Origin of the sequence: Erwinia sp. INIA01, assembly GCF_025947915.1 — a bacterium.
Lineage (GTDB): Bacteria > Pseudomonadota > Gammaproteobacteria > Enterobacterales > Enterobacteriaceae > Erwinia > Erwinia coffeiphila.
Genome location: NZ_JAPDNC010000003.1, coordinates 268,689 through 283,514, shown reverse-complemented (window position 1 = coordinate 283,514; position 14,826 = coordinate 268,689). Strand labels below are relative to the sequence as shown.

The window sequence follows — 14,826 nt, the reverse complement described above, 5'->3', positions numbered from 1 at the left end:
TGCATAAACGCGAAATGGCCCCCGGAAGATCACCTTCCGGGGGCTTTTTTTTGGGCTGAACACAGAGCCCGAATGCTGAGATGACGGACTGACCAACGGCATAATGAATATAAAGCAGACAGGATAAAGAGGATTAGCACCGATGTTAGATAACACCCGTTTACGCATAGCTATGCAGAAATCAGGCCGTTTAAGTGACGAATCACGCGAACTGCTGGCCCGCTGCGGCATCAAAATTAACCTGCAGCAGCAGCGCCTGATCGCCTTCGCTGAGAACATGCCGATTGATATCCTGCGCGTGCGCGATGACGATATTCCAGGCCTGGTAATGGATGGCGTGGTTGACCTCGGCATCATCGGTGAGAACGTGCTGGAAGAAGAGCTGCTGACCCGCCGCGCTCAGGGCGAAGATCCGCGCTATTTCACCCTGCGTCGCCTGGATTTCGGCGGCTGCCGCCTGTCGCTGGCGATGCCGGTGGACGATGAATATACCGGACCGGCCTGTTTACAGAACTCCCGTATTGCCACCTCCTACCCGCACCTGCTGAAAAAATACCTCGATAAGCAAAACGTTAACTTCAAATCCTGCCTGTTGAATGGCTCGGTAGAAGTGGCACCGCGCGCCGGTCTGGCCGATGCGATCTGCGATCTGGTGTCTACCGGCGCAACGCTGGAAGCCAACGGCCTGCGTGAAGTGGAAGTGATTTACCGCTCTAAAGCCTGTCTGATCCAGCGCGACGGCGAAATGCCTGCCGCCAAGCAGGAGCTGATCGACAAGCTGATGACCCGTATTCAGGGCGTGATTCAGGCTCGCGAGTCAAAATACATCATGCTGCACGCGCCGAGCGAGCGTCTGGAAGACATCATTTCCCTGCTGCCGGGTGCCGAGCGCCCTACCGTTCTGCCGCTGGCGGGCGATAAGAGCCGCGTAGCCATGCACATGGTCAGTAGCGAAACGCTGTTCTGGGAAACCATGGAAAAACTGAAATCCCTCGGGGCCAGCTCCATTCTGGTGCTGCCAATTGAGAAGATGATGGAGTAATCCCATGGCGACCACGATGACCCCCATTGCCTGGCAGGATTGTAGTGAAGAGCAGCAGCAGGCGCTGCTGACCCGCCCGGCGATTTCTGCCTCGGACAGTATCAGCACCACGGTGCGCGGTATTCTCGAGAAGGTTAAAGCCGAAGGTGACGATGCGCTGCGTTACTACAGCGCCACCTTTGATAAAACGCAGGTTGATGCACTGCTCGTCAGCGAGCAGCAAATCGAGGACGCCTGCGCGCGCCTCGGTTCAGAAATCAAGCAGGCGATGGCCGTTGCGGTCGCCAATATTGATACCTTCCACGTGGCGCAGAAACTGCCGCCGGTGGATATTGAAACCCAGCCCGGCGTGCGCTGCCAGCAGGTGACCCGCCCGCTGGCCTCGGTGGGCCTGTATATTCCCGGCGGTTCTGCACCGCTGTTCTCCACCGTACTGATGCTGGCCACGCCTGCCCGCATCGCCGGCTGCCGCCGCGTGGTGCTGTGCTCGCCGCCGCCGATTGCCGATGAAATCCTTTACGCAGCTAAACTGTGCGGCGTGCAGGAAGTGTTCCAGGTGGGCGGCGCGCAGGCGATTGCCGCCCTGGCGTTCGGCACCGAAAGCGTGCCGAAAGTGGACAAAATCTTTGGCCCGGGCAACGCGTACGTCACCGAAGCCAAGCGCCAGGTCAGCCAGCGCCTGGACGGTGCGGCGATCGATATGCCTGCCGGTCCGTCGGAAGTGCTGGTCATCGCCGATGAGGGCGCAACGCCGGACTTCGTCGCTTCTGACCTGCTGTCACAGGCCGAGCACGGCCCGGACTCGCAGGTGGTGCTGCTAACGCCTTCTCTGCCGATGGCGGAAGCCGTTGCCGCCGCCGTGGATCGTCAGCTGGCCGAACTGCCGCGCGCCGCCACCGCCGCCAAAGCGTTGGAAAGCAGCCGCCTGATTGTGGTGCGCGATTTGCAGCAGTGCGTGGAGATCAGCAACCGCTACGGGCCAGAGCACCTGATTATTCAGACCCGCCAGGCGCGCGATCTGGTGGAAAGCATCACCAGCGCCGGTTCGGTATTCCTCGGTGACTGGTCGCCGGAGTCCGCAGGCGATTATGCTTCCGGGACCAACCACGTGCTGCCGACCTATGGCTATACCGCCACGTATTCCAGCCTGGGCCTGGCGGACTTCCAGAAGCGAATGACGGTGCAGGAACTGACGCAGGAAGGCTTTATGGGCCTGGCGGCGACCATTGAAACGCTGGCCGCCGCCGAGCAGCTGATTGCCCACAAGAACGCCGTGACCCTGCGCGTAGCCGCACTGAAGGAGAAACCATGAGCACGAATTCAGTTGAAGCACTGGCCCGCGCAAACGTTCGCGCGCTGACGCCGTATCAGTCCGCCCGCCGCCTGGGCGGCAACGGCGACGTCTGGCTGAACGCCAATGAATATCCACTGGCGGTGCCGTTTGACCTCAGCCAGCAGACGCTGAACCGTTACCCGGAGTGCCAGCCGAAACTGGTGATTGAGCGCTATGCCGCTTACGCCGGACTGAATGCAGATCAGGTGCTGGTCAGCCGTGGTGCCGATGAAGGCATTGAGTTGCTGATGCGCGCCTTCTGCGAGCCGGGTAAAGATGCGGTGCTGTTCTGCCCGCCGACCTACGGCATGTACAGCGTCAGCGCGGAAACCATCGGCGTGGAGTACCGCACCGTTGAAGCGCGTGAAGACTGGCAGCTGAATTTGTCCGGCATTGCTGAACAGCTGGACGGCGTGAAGCTGGTTTACGTCTGTAGCCCGAATAACCCGACCGGTAACCTGATCAACCCGGACGATTTCCGTGAGCTGCTGGAGATGACGCGCGGTAAAGCGCTGCTGGTGGCTGATGAAGCCTACATCGAATTCTGCCCGCAGGCGTCGCTGGCCGGCTGGCTGAAAGATTACCCGCACCTGGTGGTTCTGCGCACACTGTCGAAAGCCTTTGCGCTGGCGGGCCTGCGCTGCGGCTTCACCCTGGCGAACGCCGAAGTGATCGCGCTACTGATGAAGGTGATCGCCCCCTACCCGCTTTCCACCCCCGTAGCGGATATCGCCGGGCAGGCGCTGAGCGACGAAGGGATTGCGCTGATGCGTGAACACGTCGCCCAGCTGATCGCCAACCGCGAAAAGCTGATTGCCGATCTGCGCCAGTGTGACTGCGTTGAAGAAGTATTTAACAGTGAAACCAACTATATTCTCGCGCGCTTTACGGCCTCCAGCCAGGTCTTCAAGACGCTGTGGGATCAGGGTATTATCCTGCGCGACCAGAATAAGCAGCCGGGACTGTCCGGATGCCTGCGTATTTCCATCGGCACCCGTGAAGAGTGTGACCGTGTTATCAGCGCGCTGAAATCCTTACCCGGCGCAACCGTACCTCAGGAGCAAGCATGAGTCAGAAAGTCCTTTTTATCGATCGCGATGGCACCATTATTTCTGAGCCGCCGGAAGATTTTCAGGTGGACCGCATGGATAAACTGGCCTTTGAGCCGGATGCAATCCCCGCCCTGCTGTCGCTGCAGAAAGCCGGTTTCCGGCTGGTGATGATCACCAATCAGGACGGACTGGGCACCAGCAGCTTCCCGCAGGCGGACTTCGACGGCCCGCACAATCTGATGATGCAGATCCTCACCTCTCAGGGCGTGAAGTTTGACGACATCCTGATCTGCCCGCACAAGCCGGAAGATAACTGCGACTGCCGCAAGCCGAAAACCAAAATGGTCACCCAGTGGCTGGCAGAAGGCGCGCTGGATACCGCCAACAGCTATGTGATCGGCGACCGCGCCACCGACGTTCAGCTGGCACAGAATATGGGCATCACCGGCCTGCTGTACGGCAAAAACGGCCTGAGCTGGTCACAGATTGAAGAACAGCTGACCAAACGCGATCGCTACGCGCTGGTCAACCGCAGCACCAAAGAGACGCAGATCAAGGTTGAAGTGTGGCTGGACCGCGAAGGCGACAGCAAAATCAGCACCGGCGTCGGCTTCTTCGACCATATGCTCGATCAGATCTCCACCCACGGCGGTTTCCGCATGAATATCGACGTGAAGGGCGATCTGTACATTGACGATCACCACACTGTGGAAGACACCGGCCTGGCGCTGGGTGAAGCACTGCTGAAAGCGCTGGGCGATAAGCGCGGCATTGGTCGCTTTGGCTTCGTGCTGCCGATGGATGAATGCCTGGCGCGCTGCGCGCTGGATATCTCCGGCCGCCCGCACCTGGAATACAAAGCCGAGTTTAGCTATCAGCGCGTGGGCGATCTGAGCACCGAGATGGTAGAACACTTCTTCCGCTCGCTCTCCTACACCATGGCCAGCACCCTGCACCTGCGTACCAAAGGCAAAAACGATCACCATCGCGTGGAAAGCCTGTTTAAAGTCTTCGGCCGCACCCTGCGCCAGGCGATCCGCGTAGAGGGCAACACGCTGCCAAGCTCGAAAGGAGTACTGTAATGGACGTGGTGATCCTGGATACCGGCTGCGCCAACCTCTCCTCGGTAAAGTGGGCCATACAGCGCCTGGGCTACAACCCGCAGGTCAGCCGAGAAGCCGATATCGTACTGAACGCCGACAAGCTGTTTCTGCCGGGCGTCGGCACCGCGCAGGCGGCGATGGACCAGCTGCGCGAACGTGAACTGATCGAGCTGATCAAAGCCTGTACGCAGCCGGTGCTGGGCATCTGCCTGGGTATGCAGCTGCTCGGCTCGCACAGCGATGAGAACGGCGGTATTCCGACGCTGGATGTGATCGAATATCCGGTTGAGCGGATGCAGGATGTTGGCCTGCCGCTGCCGCATATGGGCTGGAATCAGATCACTTCTCAGGCCGGTAATCATCTGTTCCGCGGCATTGAAGACGGTTCGTACTTCTATTTCGTCCACGGCTACGCCATGCCGGTTAACCCGTACACCATTGCCCAGTGCAACTACGGGTCACCGTTTACCGCTGCGGTACAGAAAGATAACTTCTACGGCGTGCAGTTCCACCCCGAGCGTTCCGGTGCCGCTGGCGCGCAGCTGCTGAAAAATTTCCTGGAGATGTAACCGGTATGATTATCCCGGCGTTAGATTTAATTGATGGCAAAGTGGTGCGCCTGCACCAGGGCGACTACGGCCAGCAGCGCGACTACGGCAGCGATCCTCTGCCGCGCCTGCAGGATTATCAGGCTCAGGGTGCGACCGTGCTGCATCTGGTCGATCTGACCGGTGCGAAAGATCCGGCGGCACGCCAGATCCCCCTGCTGACCAAACTGCTGGCGGGCGTCAGCGTGCCGGTGCAGGTTGGCGGCGGCATCCGCACCAAAGACGACGTTGAGGCGCTGCTGAACGCTGGCGCAACTCGCGTGGTGGTCGGTTCTACGGCGATTAAGCAGCCGGAAGAGGTTCAGCAGTGGTTTAAGCAGTACGGCGCGAAAGCGATTGTACTGGCGCTGGACGTGCGCATTGATGCCAACAACCGTAAAGAAGTGGCGATCAGCGGCTGGCAGGAAGCCAGCGGGATCACGCTGGAAGAGGTCATCGACCAGTTCCTGCCGTTTGGCCTGAAGCACGTGCTGTGCACCGATATCTCCCGCGACGGCACGCTCAGCGGCTCAAACGTTGAGCTGTATCGCGAAGTCTCCGCGCGCTATCCGCAAATTGCCTTCCAGTCCTCCGGCGGCATCGGCTCACTGGACGACATTGCCGCCCTGCGCGGCAGCGGTGCGCAGGGCGTGATCGTCGGTCGCGCGCTGCTGGAAGGTAAATTCAACGTATCGGAGGCAATTTCATGCTGGCAAAACGGATAATTCCCTGCCTCGACGTACGCGACGGCCAGGTGGTCAAAGGCGTGCAGTTCCGTAACCACGAAATCATCGGTGACATCGTGCCGCTGGCGCAGCGCTATGCCCAGGAAGGTGCCGACGAGCTGGTGTTTTATGATATCACCGCATCAAGCGATGGCCGCGTGGTGGATAAAAGCTGGATCTCACGCGTGGCGGAAGTGATCGACATTCCCTTCTGCGTGGCGGGCGGCATTAAGTCTGTGGAAGATGCGGCGCTGCTGCTCTCCTTCGGTGCCGACAAGATTTCGATTAACTCCCCGGCGCTGGCCGATCCGGAGCTGATCACCCGCCTGGCCGATCGCTTCGGCGTGCAGTGCATCGTGGTCGGCATTGATACCTGGTACGACAGCGAAACCGGCAAGTATCACGTTAATCAGTACACCGGCGACGAAAGCCGTACCCGCGTCACAAAGTGGGAAACCCTCGACTGGGTGCAGGAAGTGCAAAAGCGCGGTGCCGGTGAAATCGTGCTGAATATGATGAACCAGGACGGCGTGCGCAACGGCTACGATCTGGTGCAGCTGCAGAAAGTGCGTGAAGTGTGTAAGGTGCCGCTGATCGCCTCCGGCGGCGCGGGCACCATGGAACACTTCCATCTGGCATTCCGCGATGCCGACGTCGACGGTGCGCTGGCCGCGTCCGTCTTCCATAAGCAGATTATTAATATTGGGGAACTGAAAGCGTTCCTGGTAGAAAAAGGTGTGGAGATCCGCGCATGTTAACTGAACAACAGCTGGCTAAGCTGGACTGGGTAAAAACTGACGGGATGATGCCCGCCGTCGTGCAGCACGCCGTTTCCGGCGAAGTTCTGATGCACGGTTATATGAATCAGGAAGCCCTGGATAAAACCCTGACCACAGGCAAAGTGACCTTCTGGTCGCGGACTAAGCAGCGCCTGTGGACCAAAGGGGAAACCTCCGAGCACTACCTTAACGTGGTCAGCATCACCCCGGACTGCGATAACGATACGCTGCTGGTGCTGGTCAATCCGGTTGGCCCAACCTGCCACCTTGGCACTTCCAGCTGCTTCTCTCCGGCCGCACCGGACTGGACCTTCCTCTATCAGCTGGAGCAGCTGCTGGCCGAACGCAAGCATGCCGATCCGAAAAGCTCATACACCGCCAGCCTTTATGCCAGCGGCACCAAGCGCATCGCGCAGAAAGTGGGTGAAGAAGGCGTGGAAACCGCGCTGGCCGCAACGGTTAACGACCGCTTCGAACTGACCAACGAAGCCTCCGATCTGGTTTATCATCTGCTGGTGCTGTTACAGGATCAGGAGCTGAACCTGTCGGCGGTGATTGATAATCTGCGCCAGCGACACAAGTAATCGTTCACTATGCTAAAGGGGCCGGTTATCCGGCCCTTTTTTTTACAGGGAGCAATCATGAATACCTTTGATCAACTTACCGCCCTGCTCGACGAACAGCAGGCGCGTTATCGGGTGATGGAACACGCGGCGATGGGGAAATGTGAAGATGTGGCTGCACTGCGCGGCACCGCGCTCGGCCAGGGTGCAAAAGCGCTGGTGTGCCACGTGAAGGGTAACGGTGTGAAGCAGCACGTGCTGGCGGTGCTGCCTGCCGACAAGCAGGCCGACCTCTCCAGACTGGCGTCGGCGCTGGGCGGCCTGCGCGCCTCGCTGGCCAGTCCGGCGGATGTAGATAAGCTGACCGGCTGCGTGTTTGGTGCGATCCCCCCTTTCAGCTTTCACCAGGATTTGTTGCTGGTTGCCGATCCCAGCCTGCTGACACGCTATGACGAGCTGGCGTTTAACGCCGGGCTGCTGGAGAAATCCGTGGTGCTGAATACGGCAGACTATCAGCGCATTGCGGCACCGACCATTTTGAGTTTTTTGCGGGAAGAGGAATAAGCGCGGTGGCCTGGAATGTAATATGATGGCAACAGGCTTCCGCCTGGTGCATAGCGGCCGGAGCGTGCCGGCCGCTGCGTTAACGTTTAAGACTGTTTGCGCTGGCGATACTGCTGACTGACCACACGACCAATTACGATGCCGGAGCCGATAATACCACCAAGGATAATCGACAGCAGGACCGTAAGTGCGCGCTTGGGACTGTCACGACGCACAGGCAGATCGCCCGGTGCGATATAGCGGAAGGATTGCAGGTTCTCCACCTGAATTTTCAGATGGGTCATCGCTAACAGTGAACGCTGCGTTTCATAATATCGCCCGTCAAATGCCAGAGGCTTAGTGGCTTCATTCGCGATCATCGCCTGCAGCGATACGGTCCCCAGCAGATAAAGCGTATCGTCAGAAAGTGATTCTGCCTGGTTGAGCTGTGAGTGAGTAATGTTCGAGGCTTCAGCGATTTTCAACGACTGCTTGATCACATCGATACGTTGTTGTTTACGATCCAGCAGCACCTGCTTTTGCGTATCAAGTGAATCGTTCAGTTCGCGGGTTTTGACACTGAGGCTACGGCGGATATCCGCACCATAATCATCAACCACCTCATCATTCACTTTCTGGATATAACGTCCCAATTCCTTTTGCGCTTCCTGTGCACTTTCAGCTGTAAAGGTGATGCGTAGCGGCTCCCGACTACCTTTAATCACTTGCTGTACTTTCAGTTCAAGAGGCTCTTCAAGATTATCTAATTCCGCAGATAGCGCACTGATCGAACCGCTGAAACGACTAAAGAGTTGCTGCTGAAGGTCGCCAATTGCAGGTTTATCCTGCGGGCTTTGTGCATAGAGGACGCTCAGCGCCGCGTTATAGTTCGCAACCTGTCCTGCAGCGGGCAGTGTCACAATCGCTTTGGAAGTCCACTTCTGTTTGGCAAACAATACATAGGCCAGTGCCAATAGCACGGTGATTGCCACGGCGATCATGATAGTTTTTTTCCCCTTCCATAACTGAACAATAATCTCTAATAAATCAAGTTCATTATCTCGGGAATAGAAACCGTTAGTTGAAGGATGCTGCTCAGAATTGGAATGGCTGTCGCGACTCATAATTTTCAATTTACTCAAACAAAGAAAGCTAACGCAAAGGAAGTCAGTATAGGTAAAAATAGTTGAAGAGTCAGCGAGGTGCGATGGGGAATTTCTTAAAATAGTCGAGAAAGACTATTTTGGATGAAACAACCTCCCGCTTAGCGGGAGGTTGCAGACTGAATTAATCCAGCCATTCGGTGTGGAACACACCGTCTTTATCAGTACGTTTGTAAGTATGCGCACCGAAGTAGTCACGCTGAGCCTGAATCAGGTTCGCCGGCAGTACCGCTGAACGGTAGCTGTCGTAGTAAGCGATCGCAGCAGAGAAGGTTGGCGTTGGGATACCGTTCTGCACGGCATAAGCCACAACGTCACGCAGCGCCTGTTGGTATTCGTCAGCGATGTTTTTGAAGTACGGAGCCAACAGCAGGTTAGCGATGTCAGCGTTATCGGCATAGGCATCGGTAATTTTCTGCAGGAACTGAGCGCGAATGATACAGCCAGCGCGGAAGATTTTCGCGATTTCGCCGTAGTGCAGATCCCAGTTGTTCTCGGTAGAAGCAGCCTTCAGCTGAGAGAAGCCCTGTGCATAGGAAACGATTTTGCCCAGGTACAGCGCGCGGCGTACTTTCTCAACGAACTCGGCTTTGTCGCCTGATACAGCCTGTACGGTTGGACCAGTCAGCACTTTAGATGCCGCTACGCGCTGAGTTTTCAGCGAGGAGAGGTAACGGGCAAACACGGATTCGGTGATCAGTGACAGCGGCTCGCCGAGATCCAGGGAGCTCTGGCTGGTCCACTTACCGGTACCTTTGTTCGCAGCTTCATCCAGAATCACATCAACCAGGTAGTTACCCTCTTCATCTTTCTTAGTGAAGATATCTTTGGTGATGTCGATCAGATAGCTGCTCAGCTCGCCTTCGTTCCACTCGCTGAAGGTTTTCGCCAGCTCGTCATTGCTCAGATTCAGCGCGCCTTTCAGCAGAGAGTAGGCTTCTGCGATCAGCTGCATGTCGCCGTATTCAATGCCGTTGTGCACCATTTTAACATAGTGACCCGCACCGTCCGGACCCATGTAAGCCACGCAGGCTTCGCCTTCTGCACGTGCTGCAATCTCAGCCAGGATAGGAGCAACCAGCTCGTAAGCTTCTTTCTGGCCGCCAGGCATGATAGATGGGCCTTTCAGTGCGCCCTCTTCGCCACCGGAAACACCGGTACCGATAAAGTTGAAGCCCTGCTCAGACAGTTCGCGGTTACGGCGAATGGTGTCTTTGTAGAAGGTGTTACCGCCATCGATAAGGATGTCGCCTTTATCCAGATGTGGAGTCAGGGATGCGATAGTTTTATCGGTCGCTTCACCGGCTTGCACCATCAGAAGGATACGACGAGGTTTTTCCAGTGAGTCAACAAACTCTTCGACGGTGTAGTGCGGAACCAGGTTTTTACCTGGGTTCTCTGCGACCACTTCATCGGTTTTCTCACGAGAGCGGTTGAAGATAGAAACTGAATAGCCGCGGCTCTCAATGTTGAGTGCCAGATTGCGGCCCATAACAGCCATACCCACAACGCCGATCTGTTGCTTGGACATACCTACTCCTGTCTACGTGATTTTTCCTGCAGCAATGTGACTGCGGTCAATGTTCCAGACATGTTAACTCAGGTTTAGGTGCGTAGGATAGTGATTGGTGCGATTGATCTTTTGCTAATTTCCGAAAAAAGCTCAAAACATTAACCCACTAAAAATTATGGTTTTAATGTAAAAAAACCGGAAAATAACGTTTATTCACCCGCACACACCTGCTCAATCGTTTGAAGATAGATGATCGATGCAGCTTCAAGAGAATATCTCTCGATGAAATTCTTGCGGCTGTTTTTCCCCATTTCAGCTCTGAGCGTCTCGTCAAGGAAAATTTGACGGATTCGACTGTACCAGTCGTCACTGTCTCGACAGGTGAAACCATTCACGCCGTTTGTGACGATTTGCACGTTAACCCCAACCGGTGAGGCTAAAATCGGTAACCCTACAGCCATATACTGGATGAGTTTAAACCCGCATTTCCCTTTTTCAAATGGACGATCGGGTAAGGGCATAATGCCGAGGTGAGCGGTGGCTAACTCACTCACTTCAGTATCAGCATTCCAACTGACTACCGTATGCCTGAAGGCCAAACGATGACTCATTTTTTCATCGAAACCGATCAGTCTGACATTAATATCAAACTCCTGAGTAATCCTGCTCAATGCATCGTTAAGTTCAACCAGATAGGGGCTGGTTGAAGGGGAACCTATCCAGACCAATGTAAACGGCTCACTCTTAGGCATATCCAGATAGGCAGCGTGATATTTTTTTTGTGAAATGACTGTTGGAATAGTGACGACATGCCTGGCACCTGCCCGGTCAGCGTAATCACAGAGATAATCGTTCCCGCCAATGAAAAAATCTGAAGTACGAATAATTTTCTTTAATTTATTTCCCAGTAAAAACCGGACGAGCCCGCGCCTGTGGGAATCATAGTTGTGCCATATCGCATCATCGTAATCCAGAATGTACCTGGCCCCAACGGCCTTAATCAGGTATTCAAATTTCACAGGCAGATAGGGAAAAAGCTCTTTTTCGATGATAAAAACACGGCCTTTTCTGACATCGCAAACCAGGTTGAAAAAACGTTTCAAATAACAAGTCATGGCGACAAGTAAATGCTTACGGTTTTTCGAGTATTTAAGCTTGAGGTACTCATCGGAAAAAAGATAGCGATGAACAACAGTAACCCCCTGCTGTTGCAGATAATCAAAATATTGAATGCTACGATATCGTGATGAAGCACCCTGCCCCTGGTGCTTGGTATAAATATAAACAGCATTTTTTAACATAGTGACCAAAAAAGTCTCTTAATAGGTTTATCAGCGGTATCATGCCAGATTGAATATCGGGGAAATGAAGACATTTCGCATAAACAAATAAACGCAAATGAACATGAAAAAAGCATAAGACAACATTCTGTAATTTCTAATTCCTGGCAGCCAGAAAAAGTACCCCACAAAGGAAAGCTCATAAAGACGACTGGCTAAAGTGGGAATAATGGCGGTGGCAGGCGTTAACAGCAAGCCAACAAATGATAATATGTAGCAGCGTTTTTCAAACGAACTAAAGTTCCGGTATGAAAGAAAACCAAAAACTAGTATAGGCAATACGGCAACGACTCTGACTGAAAAGAAATTAAATGACTCAACATCAGCCCGCTCAGCATACAATCTTAGCATAGGGATGATTTGAGCCAGGATGCTAACGGTGGTGCTCAATGCAAGTGATGCCAGCAAACCAAAAATGATCAGTCTCTTGTCTGAAAGAATCCCTTTTTCAATCCAGCGATCGGGAATAAAGAAAATGATTGCCAAAAAAAACATAGAGTAGTGAGACAAACAGGCGATAAAGAACAATACTGATGCGGAGGCGAACTGTTTTTTAGCACGTAAATATATAGCAGTAAATGCAAAAGCAATCGCCAGTGCTGCACGTATTTGTGTCATTTCGTGCAAAAGCGCCATGCTGAGCAAGTACATCAGAGCGATGAAATAAAAGTCTTTATTTTTGCGGAATAATTGAAATTTGATAAGCAAAGAAGAAAAGGCAATAAAAAAAAGAAATACTGTAAAACTGGAGTGAAAGATATACTTAAATAACTCCGCAAAGAGAACAAAAACAATTTCGAAACGACTCTCACTATCTGAAAATCCGGGAGCCATATTATCCCAAAAATACAAATAGTTCTGATAGTCATTATCCTGGCCGAAGATACGAATAGCGATCAGTGTTGAACAAATCAGGATAATAAAAAAAACCAGAAGATTATTCAGGATTTCATTAATCTTCTTCCTGATCAAATACTCATCCACAGAGAACCCTCGCAAATAAATTATTCATTATTGATTTCTCACCGTTAACGAACTCCAATAGCACTATATATTGTTTTTTATACAGGAGAGATACTCATCAAGTATATTTTTTTCATCACAAAATTCTTCAGCAAATTTTCGGGAATTATTCCCAAGCTCATCTCTCTCTTGCGGACTTAAGAATATATATTTTTCCAAAGCAGATTGTAATGAGGAAAGACTGTTGGGCTGGCAAATAAAACCGTTATATCCATCAATCACCACATCACGACATCCAACACTATCCGTAGTAATAATCGACAGGCCTGAAGCGGCACCCTCAAGCAGTGCTTTTGGTACCCCTTCTCTGTACCACGAAGGCAGAACGATGGCGTCATAGTCTCTGATAACTGATTCTACGCTATCGCTTTTACCCAGAAAATTAACGGTACCCTCATCAACATATTTTTTTATCAACTCAGGTGTAACCTCTTTTTCTTTAGGGTCAAACACCCCTAAAATTGAAAAGGTTAAGTTCGGATGCTGCGTTTTAAGTATTCTGGCTACATTAAGATAGTGTAGTGTACCCTTGGGCTTCAGGAGTCTTGCTACAAATATGAATTTTATTTGCGAATGAGTTTTAACCCCTGGATAAAAACGGGAGAGATCAACACCTGAACCAAAAATTCGCGAACTCATCTCTGGTTTTACACATCCCGCATCAATTAACAATTTTCTGTCGTCTTCATTTTGGAAAAAGACATGCACATTGGATGAGAAAGAAAGTTTATAAAGTTTCAACACCAACTGTGATATAAAACTCTTTTTGTTGAATACCCCACCCAACCCTGAAACATTGCTGATCACTTTTGTTCCTGACAGACGGGAAACCAGAGAGGCATAAATATTAGATTTTGGTGTAAAACTCAATATAACATCAGGTTTTATACGATTAATTGCTTTCCAGTAAGAAAAGATAGAGGTCATTTCTTTAACTATATTTTTTGATTTTTGTTCCATGAATATAGTTTCAAACTCAGCCCCAAGACTGATAATCTGTTTTTTATACAGATCATCAGCAGTTAGCACGACCACTTTAAATCCGGCATCAACCAAAGCAAAAATTGTACTTGCCCTGAAATTGAAAATATACCAGCTTGTATTAGCCGTAATGACGATTTTTTTCATTTAACTGCCTGAATATTTGATTAGTTATTTATATTCGCCAACGCGGCCAAGCAGGCCGTCCTTTATCCCTTTAAATATATATTTAATTCGTTCCCGCCGAGAGTTTGCCATGGAATAAATAATTATTCGGCAAGGCATAAACACCAGTTTTTTCAATTTGTATCGAAGCGGGAACGACGGTTCTCGCATAGCCAGTAACCAATTTCGATAGACATAGTAAAGCCGAATTGGACTGGCGAGGGAGAGCGTTTTTCCCGGCAATTTGATGTCAGACTGGCCAAGGTTATGCTCGAGCCTGACATTCGTGCTAGTGAATATTTTCCAACCGAGATGGCGAGCACGATAGCACCACTCAATATCGATTAAATCGATAAACCACTCTGATTTATTCAAGCCTACATAGGTCAATGCTTCGATAGTGTAAACAGCACCAGAAGAGATAATACTTTCAACAGAGTATAATCCTTGCAGCGATTCCTGACCTGAATTGACTTCCCGATTATATGATTCATTATTTCTCGAATTAATAATCAGCGGACCTACCGCAGCAACGCGTTCTTCTTCGCTAGTGATTTTATCAAGCTCAACCAACATATTAGCGATATAGTTATCATCCACTGAACTATCTTGATCAAAAGTGAAGAAAACATTATTTCCGTCGGCAATGGATTTTACAAAACCAACATTTTGAGCAAACGCAATCCCTTTATTTTCACCCAGTGGAATATAGTTTACTTTTGGTTGATAGTGAAATCTCTCATCTAACTTTTCAATGCCAGGGGTATTATCTATCAGATAGATAGAATCACAATCATTAAGTCGTTTAATAAGTCTCAACACACTATCGGCATTTGAGTGATACAAAACGATAATCGCTGAAACTTTTTTTAATCGAATTCCTGAGGAAAGCATAAAAATCCCTTATCACTCCT

At 51.9% G+C, this 14,826-nt stretch carries 15 protein-coding genes and 1 other annotated feature (1 of these 16 cut by a window edge); of the genes, 9 read left to right on the top strand and 6 right to left on the bottom strand.

Annotated elements, in window-relative coordinates; genetic code table 11:
• Positions 1 to 52: a sequence feature (His leader region), on the top strand; it begins 71 nt to the left of the window's first position.
• Positions 53 to 142: 90 nt separating this feature from the next.
• The 9 genes from hisG to OMR58_RS06830 are packed head-to-tail and all read left to right on the top strand — an operon-like array spanning position 143 to position 7,748.
• Positions 143 to 1,042, top strand: a complete 900-nt coding sequence (gene hisG / locus OMR58_RS06870; RefSeq protein ID WP_105591430.1) for an ATP phosphoribosyltransferase — start codon at positions 143 to 145, stop codon at positions 1,040 to 1,042.
• A 4-nt stretch (positions 1,043 to 1,046) separates the two neighbouring features.
• Positions 1,047 to 2,354, top strand: coding sequence for a histidinol dehydrogenase (gene hisD, locus OMR58_RS06865; protein ID WP_264545532.1), 1,308 nt, complete (start codon positions 1,047 to 1,049; stop codon positions 2,352 to 2,354).
• Positions 2,351 to 3,445 carry a histidinol-phosphate transaminase gene (gene hisC, locus OMR58_RS06860; protein ID WP_264545531.1) on the top strand — a complete coding sequence of 365 codons (1,095 nt, stop codon included), beginning with the start codon at positions 2,351 to 2,353 and terminating at the stop codon, positions 3,443 to 3,445. Before hisD ends, hisC begins: the two co-directional genes overlap by 4 nt.
• Positions 3,442 to 4,509, top strand: a complete 1,068-nt coding sequence (gene hisB / locus OMR58_RS06855; RefSeq protein ID WP_105591427.1) for a bifunctional histidinol-phosphatase/imidazoleglycerol-phosphate dehydratase HisB — start codon at positions 3,442 to 3,444, stop codon at positions 4,507 to 4,509. Before hisC ends, hisB begins: the two co-directional genes overlap by 4 nt.
• Entirely contained in the window at positions 4,509 to 5,099 is a 591-nt protein-coding gene (gene hisH / locus OMR58_RS06850; protein ID WP_105591426.1) for an imidazole glycerol phosphate synthase subunit HisH, read from the top strand. The genes hisB and hisH overlap by 1 nt, the downstream gene beginning before the upstream one ends.
• Before the next feature lie 5 nt (positions 5,100 to 5,104).
• Positions 5,105 to 5,842: a 1-(5-phosphoribosyl)-5-[(5-phosphoribosylamino)methylideneamino]imidazole-4-carboxamide isomerase gene (gene hisA / locus OMR58_RS06845; protein ID WP_264545530.1), complete on the top strand. Its 738-nt coding sequence runs from the start codon at positions 5,105 to 5,107 to the stop codon at positions 5,840 to 5,842.
• Positions 5,824 to 6,600: an imidazole glycerol phosphate synthase subunit HisF gene (gene hisF / locus OMR58_RS06840; protein WP_264545529.1), complete on the top strand. Its 777-nt coding sequence runs from the start codon at positions 5,824 to 5,826 to the stop codon at positions 6,598 to 6,600. Before hisA ends, hisF begins: the two co-directional genes overlap by 19 nt.
• A complete protein-coding gene (hisIE, locus tag OMR58_RS06835) occupies positions 6,594 to 7,205 on the top strand; it encodes a bifunctional phosphoribosyl-AMP cyclohydrolase/phosphoribosyl-ATP diphosphatase HisIE (protein ID WP_200546009.1) in 612 nt (203 codons plus the stop codon). Before hisF ends, hisIE begins: the two co-directional genes overlap by 7 nt.
• A gap of 57 nt (positions 7,206 to 7,262) precedes the next feature.
• The gene (locus OMR58_RS06830; RefSeq protein ID WP_264545528.1) at positions 7,263 to 7,748 is read left to right on the top strand and encodes a YbaK/prolyl-tRNA synthetase associated domain-containing protein; all 486 of its coding nucleotides are present in this window, start codon (positions 7,263 to 7,265) and stop codon (positions 7,746 to 7,748) included.
• A gap of 86 nt (positions 7,749 to 7,834) precedes the next feature.
• Here the strand turns inward: OMR58_RS06830 and wzzB are convergent, their stop codons facing one another.
• From wzzB to OMR58_RS06800, 6 genes are all read right to left on the bottom strand, one after another.
• A complete protein-coding gene (gene wzzB, locus OMR58_RS06825; RefSeq protein ID WP_200561040.1) occupies positions 7,835 to 8,851 on the bottom strand; it encodes an LPS O-antigen chain length determinant protein WzzB in 1,017 nt (338 codons plus the stop codon).
• 163 nt (positions 8,852 to 9,014) lie between these two features.
• The gene (gndA, locus tag OMR58_RS06820) at positions 9,015 to 10,421 is read right to left on the bottom strand and encodes an NADP-dependent phosphogluconate dehydrogenase (RefSeq protein WP_105591420.1); all 1,407 of its coding nucleotides are present in this window, start codon (positions 10,419 to 10,421) and stop codon (positions 9,015 to 9,017) included.
• 191 nt (positions 10,422 to 10,612) lie between these two features.
• The gene (locus OMR58_RS06815; RefSeq protein ID WP_264545527.1) at positions 10,613 to 11,704 is read right to left on the bottom strand and encodes a glycosyltransferase family 4 protein; all 1,092 of its coding nucleotides are present in this window, start codon (positions 11,702 to 11,704) and stop codon (positions 10,613 to 10,615) included.
• 39 nt (positions 11,705 to 11,743) lie between these two features.
• Positions 11,744 to 12,727, bottom strand: a complete 984-nt coding sequence (locus tag OMR58_RS06810) for an EpsG family protein (protein ID WP_200561036.1) — start codon at positions 12,725 to 12,727, stop codon at positions 11,744 to 11,746.
• A gap of 63 nt (positions 12,728 to 12,790) precedes the next feature.
• On the bottom strand, positions 12,791 to 13,894 hold the full coding sequence (locus OMR58_RS06805) for a glycosyltransferase family 4 protein (protein ID WP_200561034.1): 1,104 nt from the start codon (positions 13,892 to 13,894) through the stop codon (positions 12,791 to 12,793).
• Between the two features lie 24 nt (positions 13,895 to 13,918).
• A complete protein-coding gene (locus tag OMR58_RS06800) occupies positions 13,919 to 14,806 on the bottom strand; it encodes a glycosyltransferase family 2 protein (protein WP_200561032.1) in 888 nt (295 codons plus the stop codon).
• Between the last annotated feature and the right edge of the window lie 20 nt (positions 14,807 to 14,826).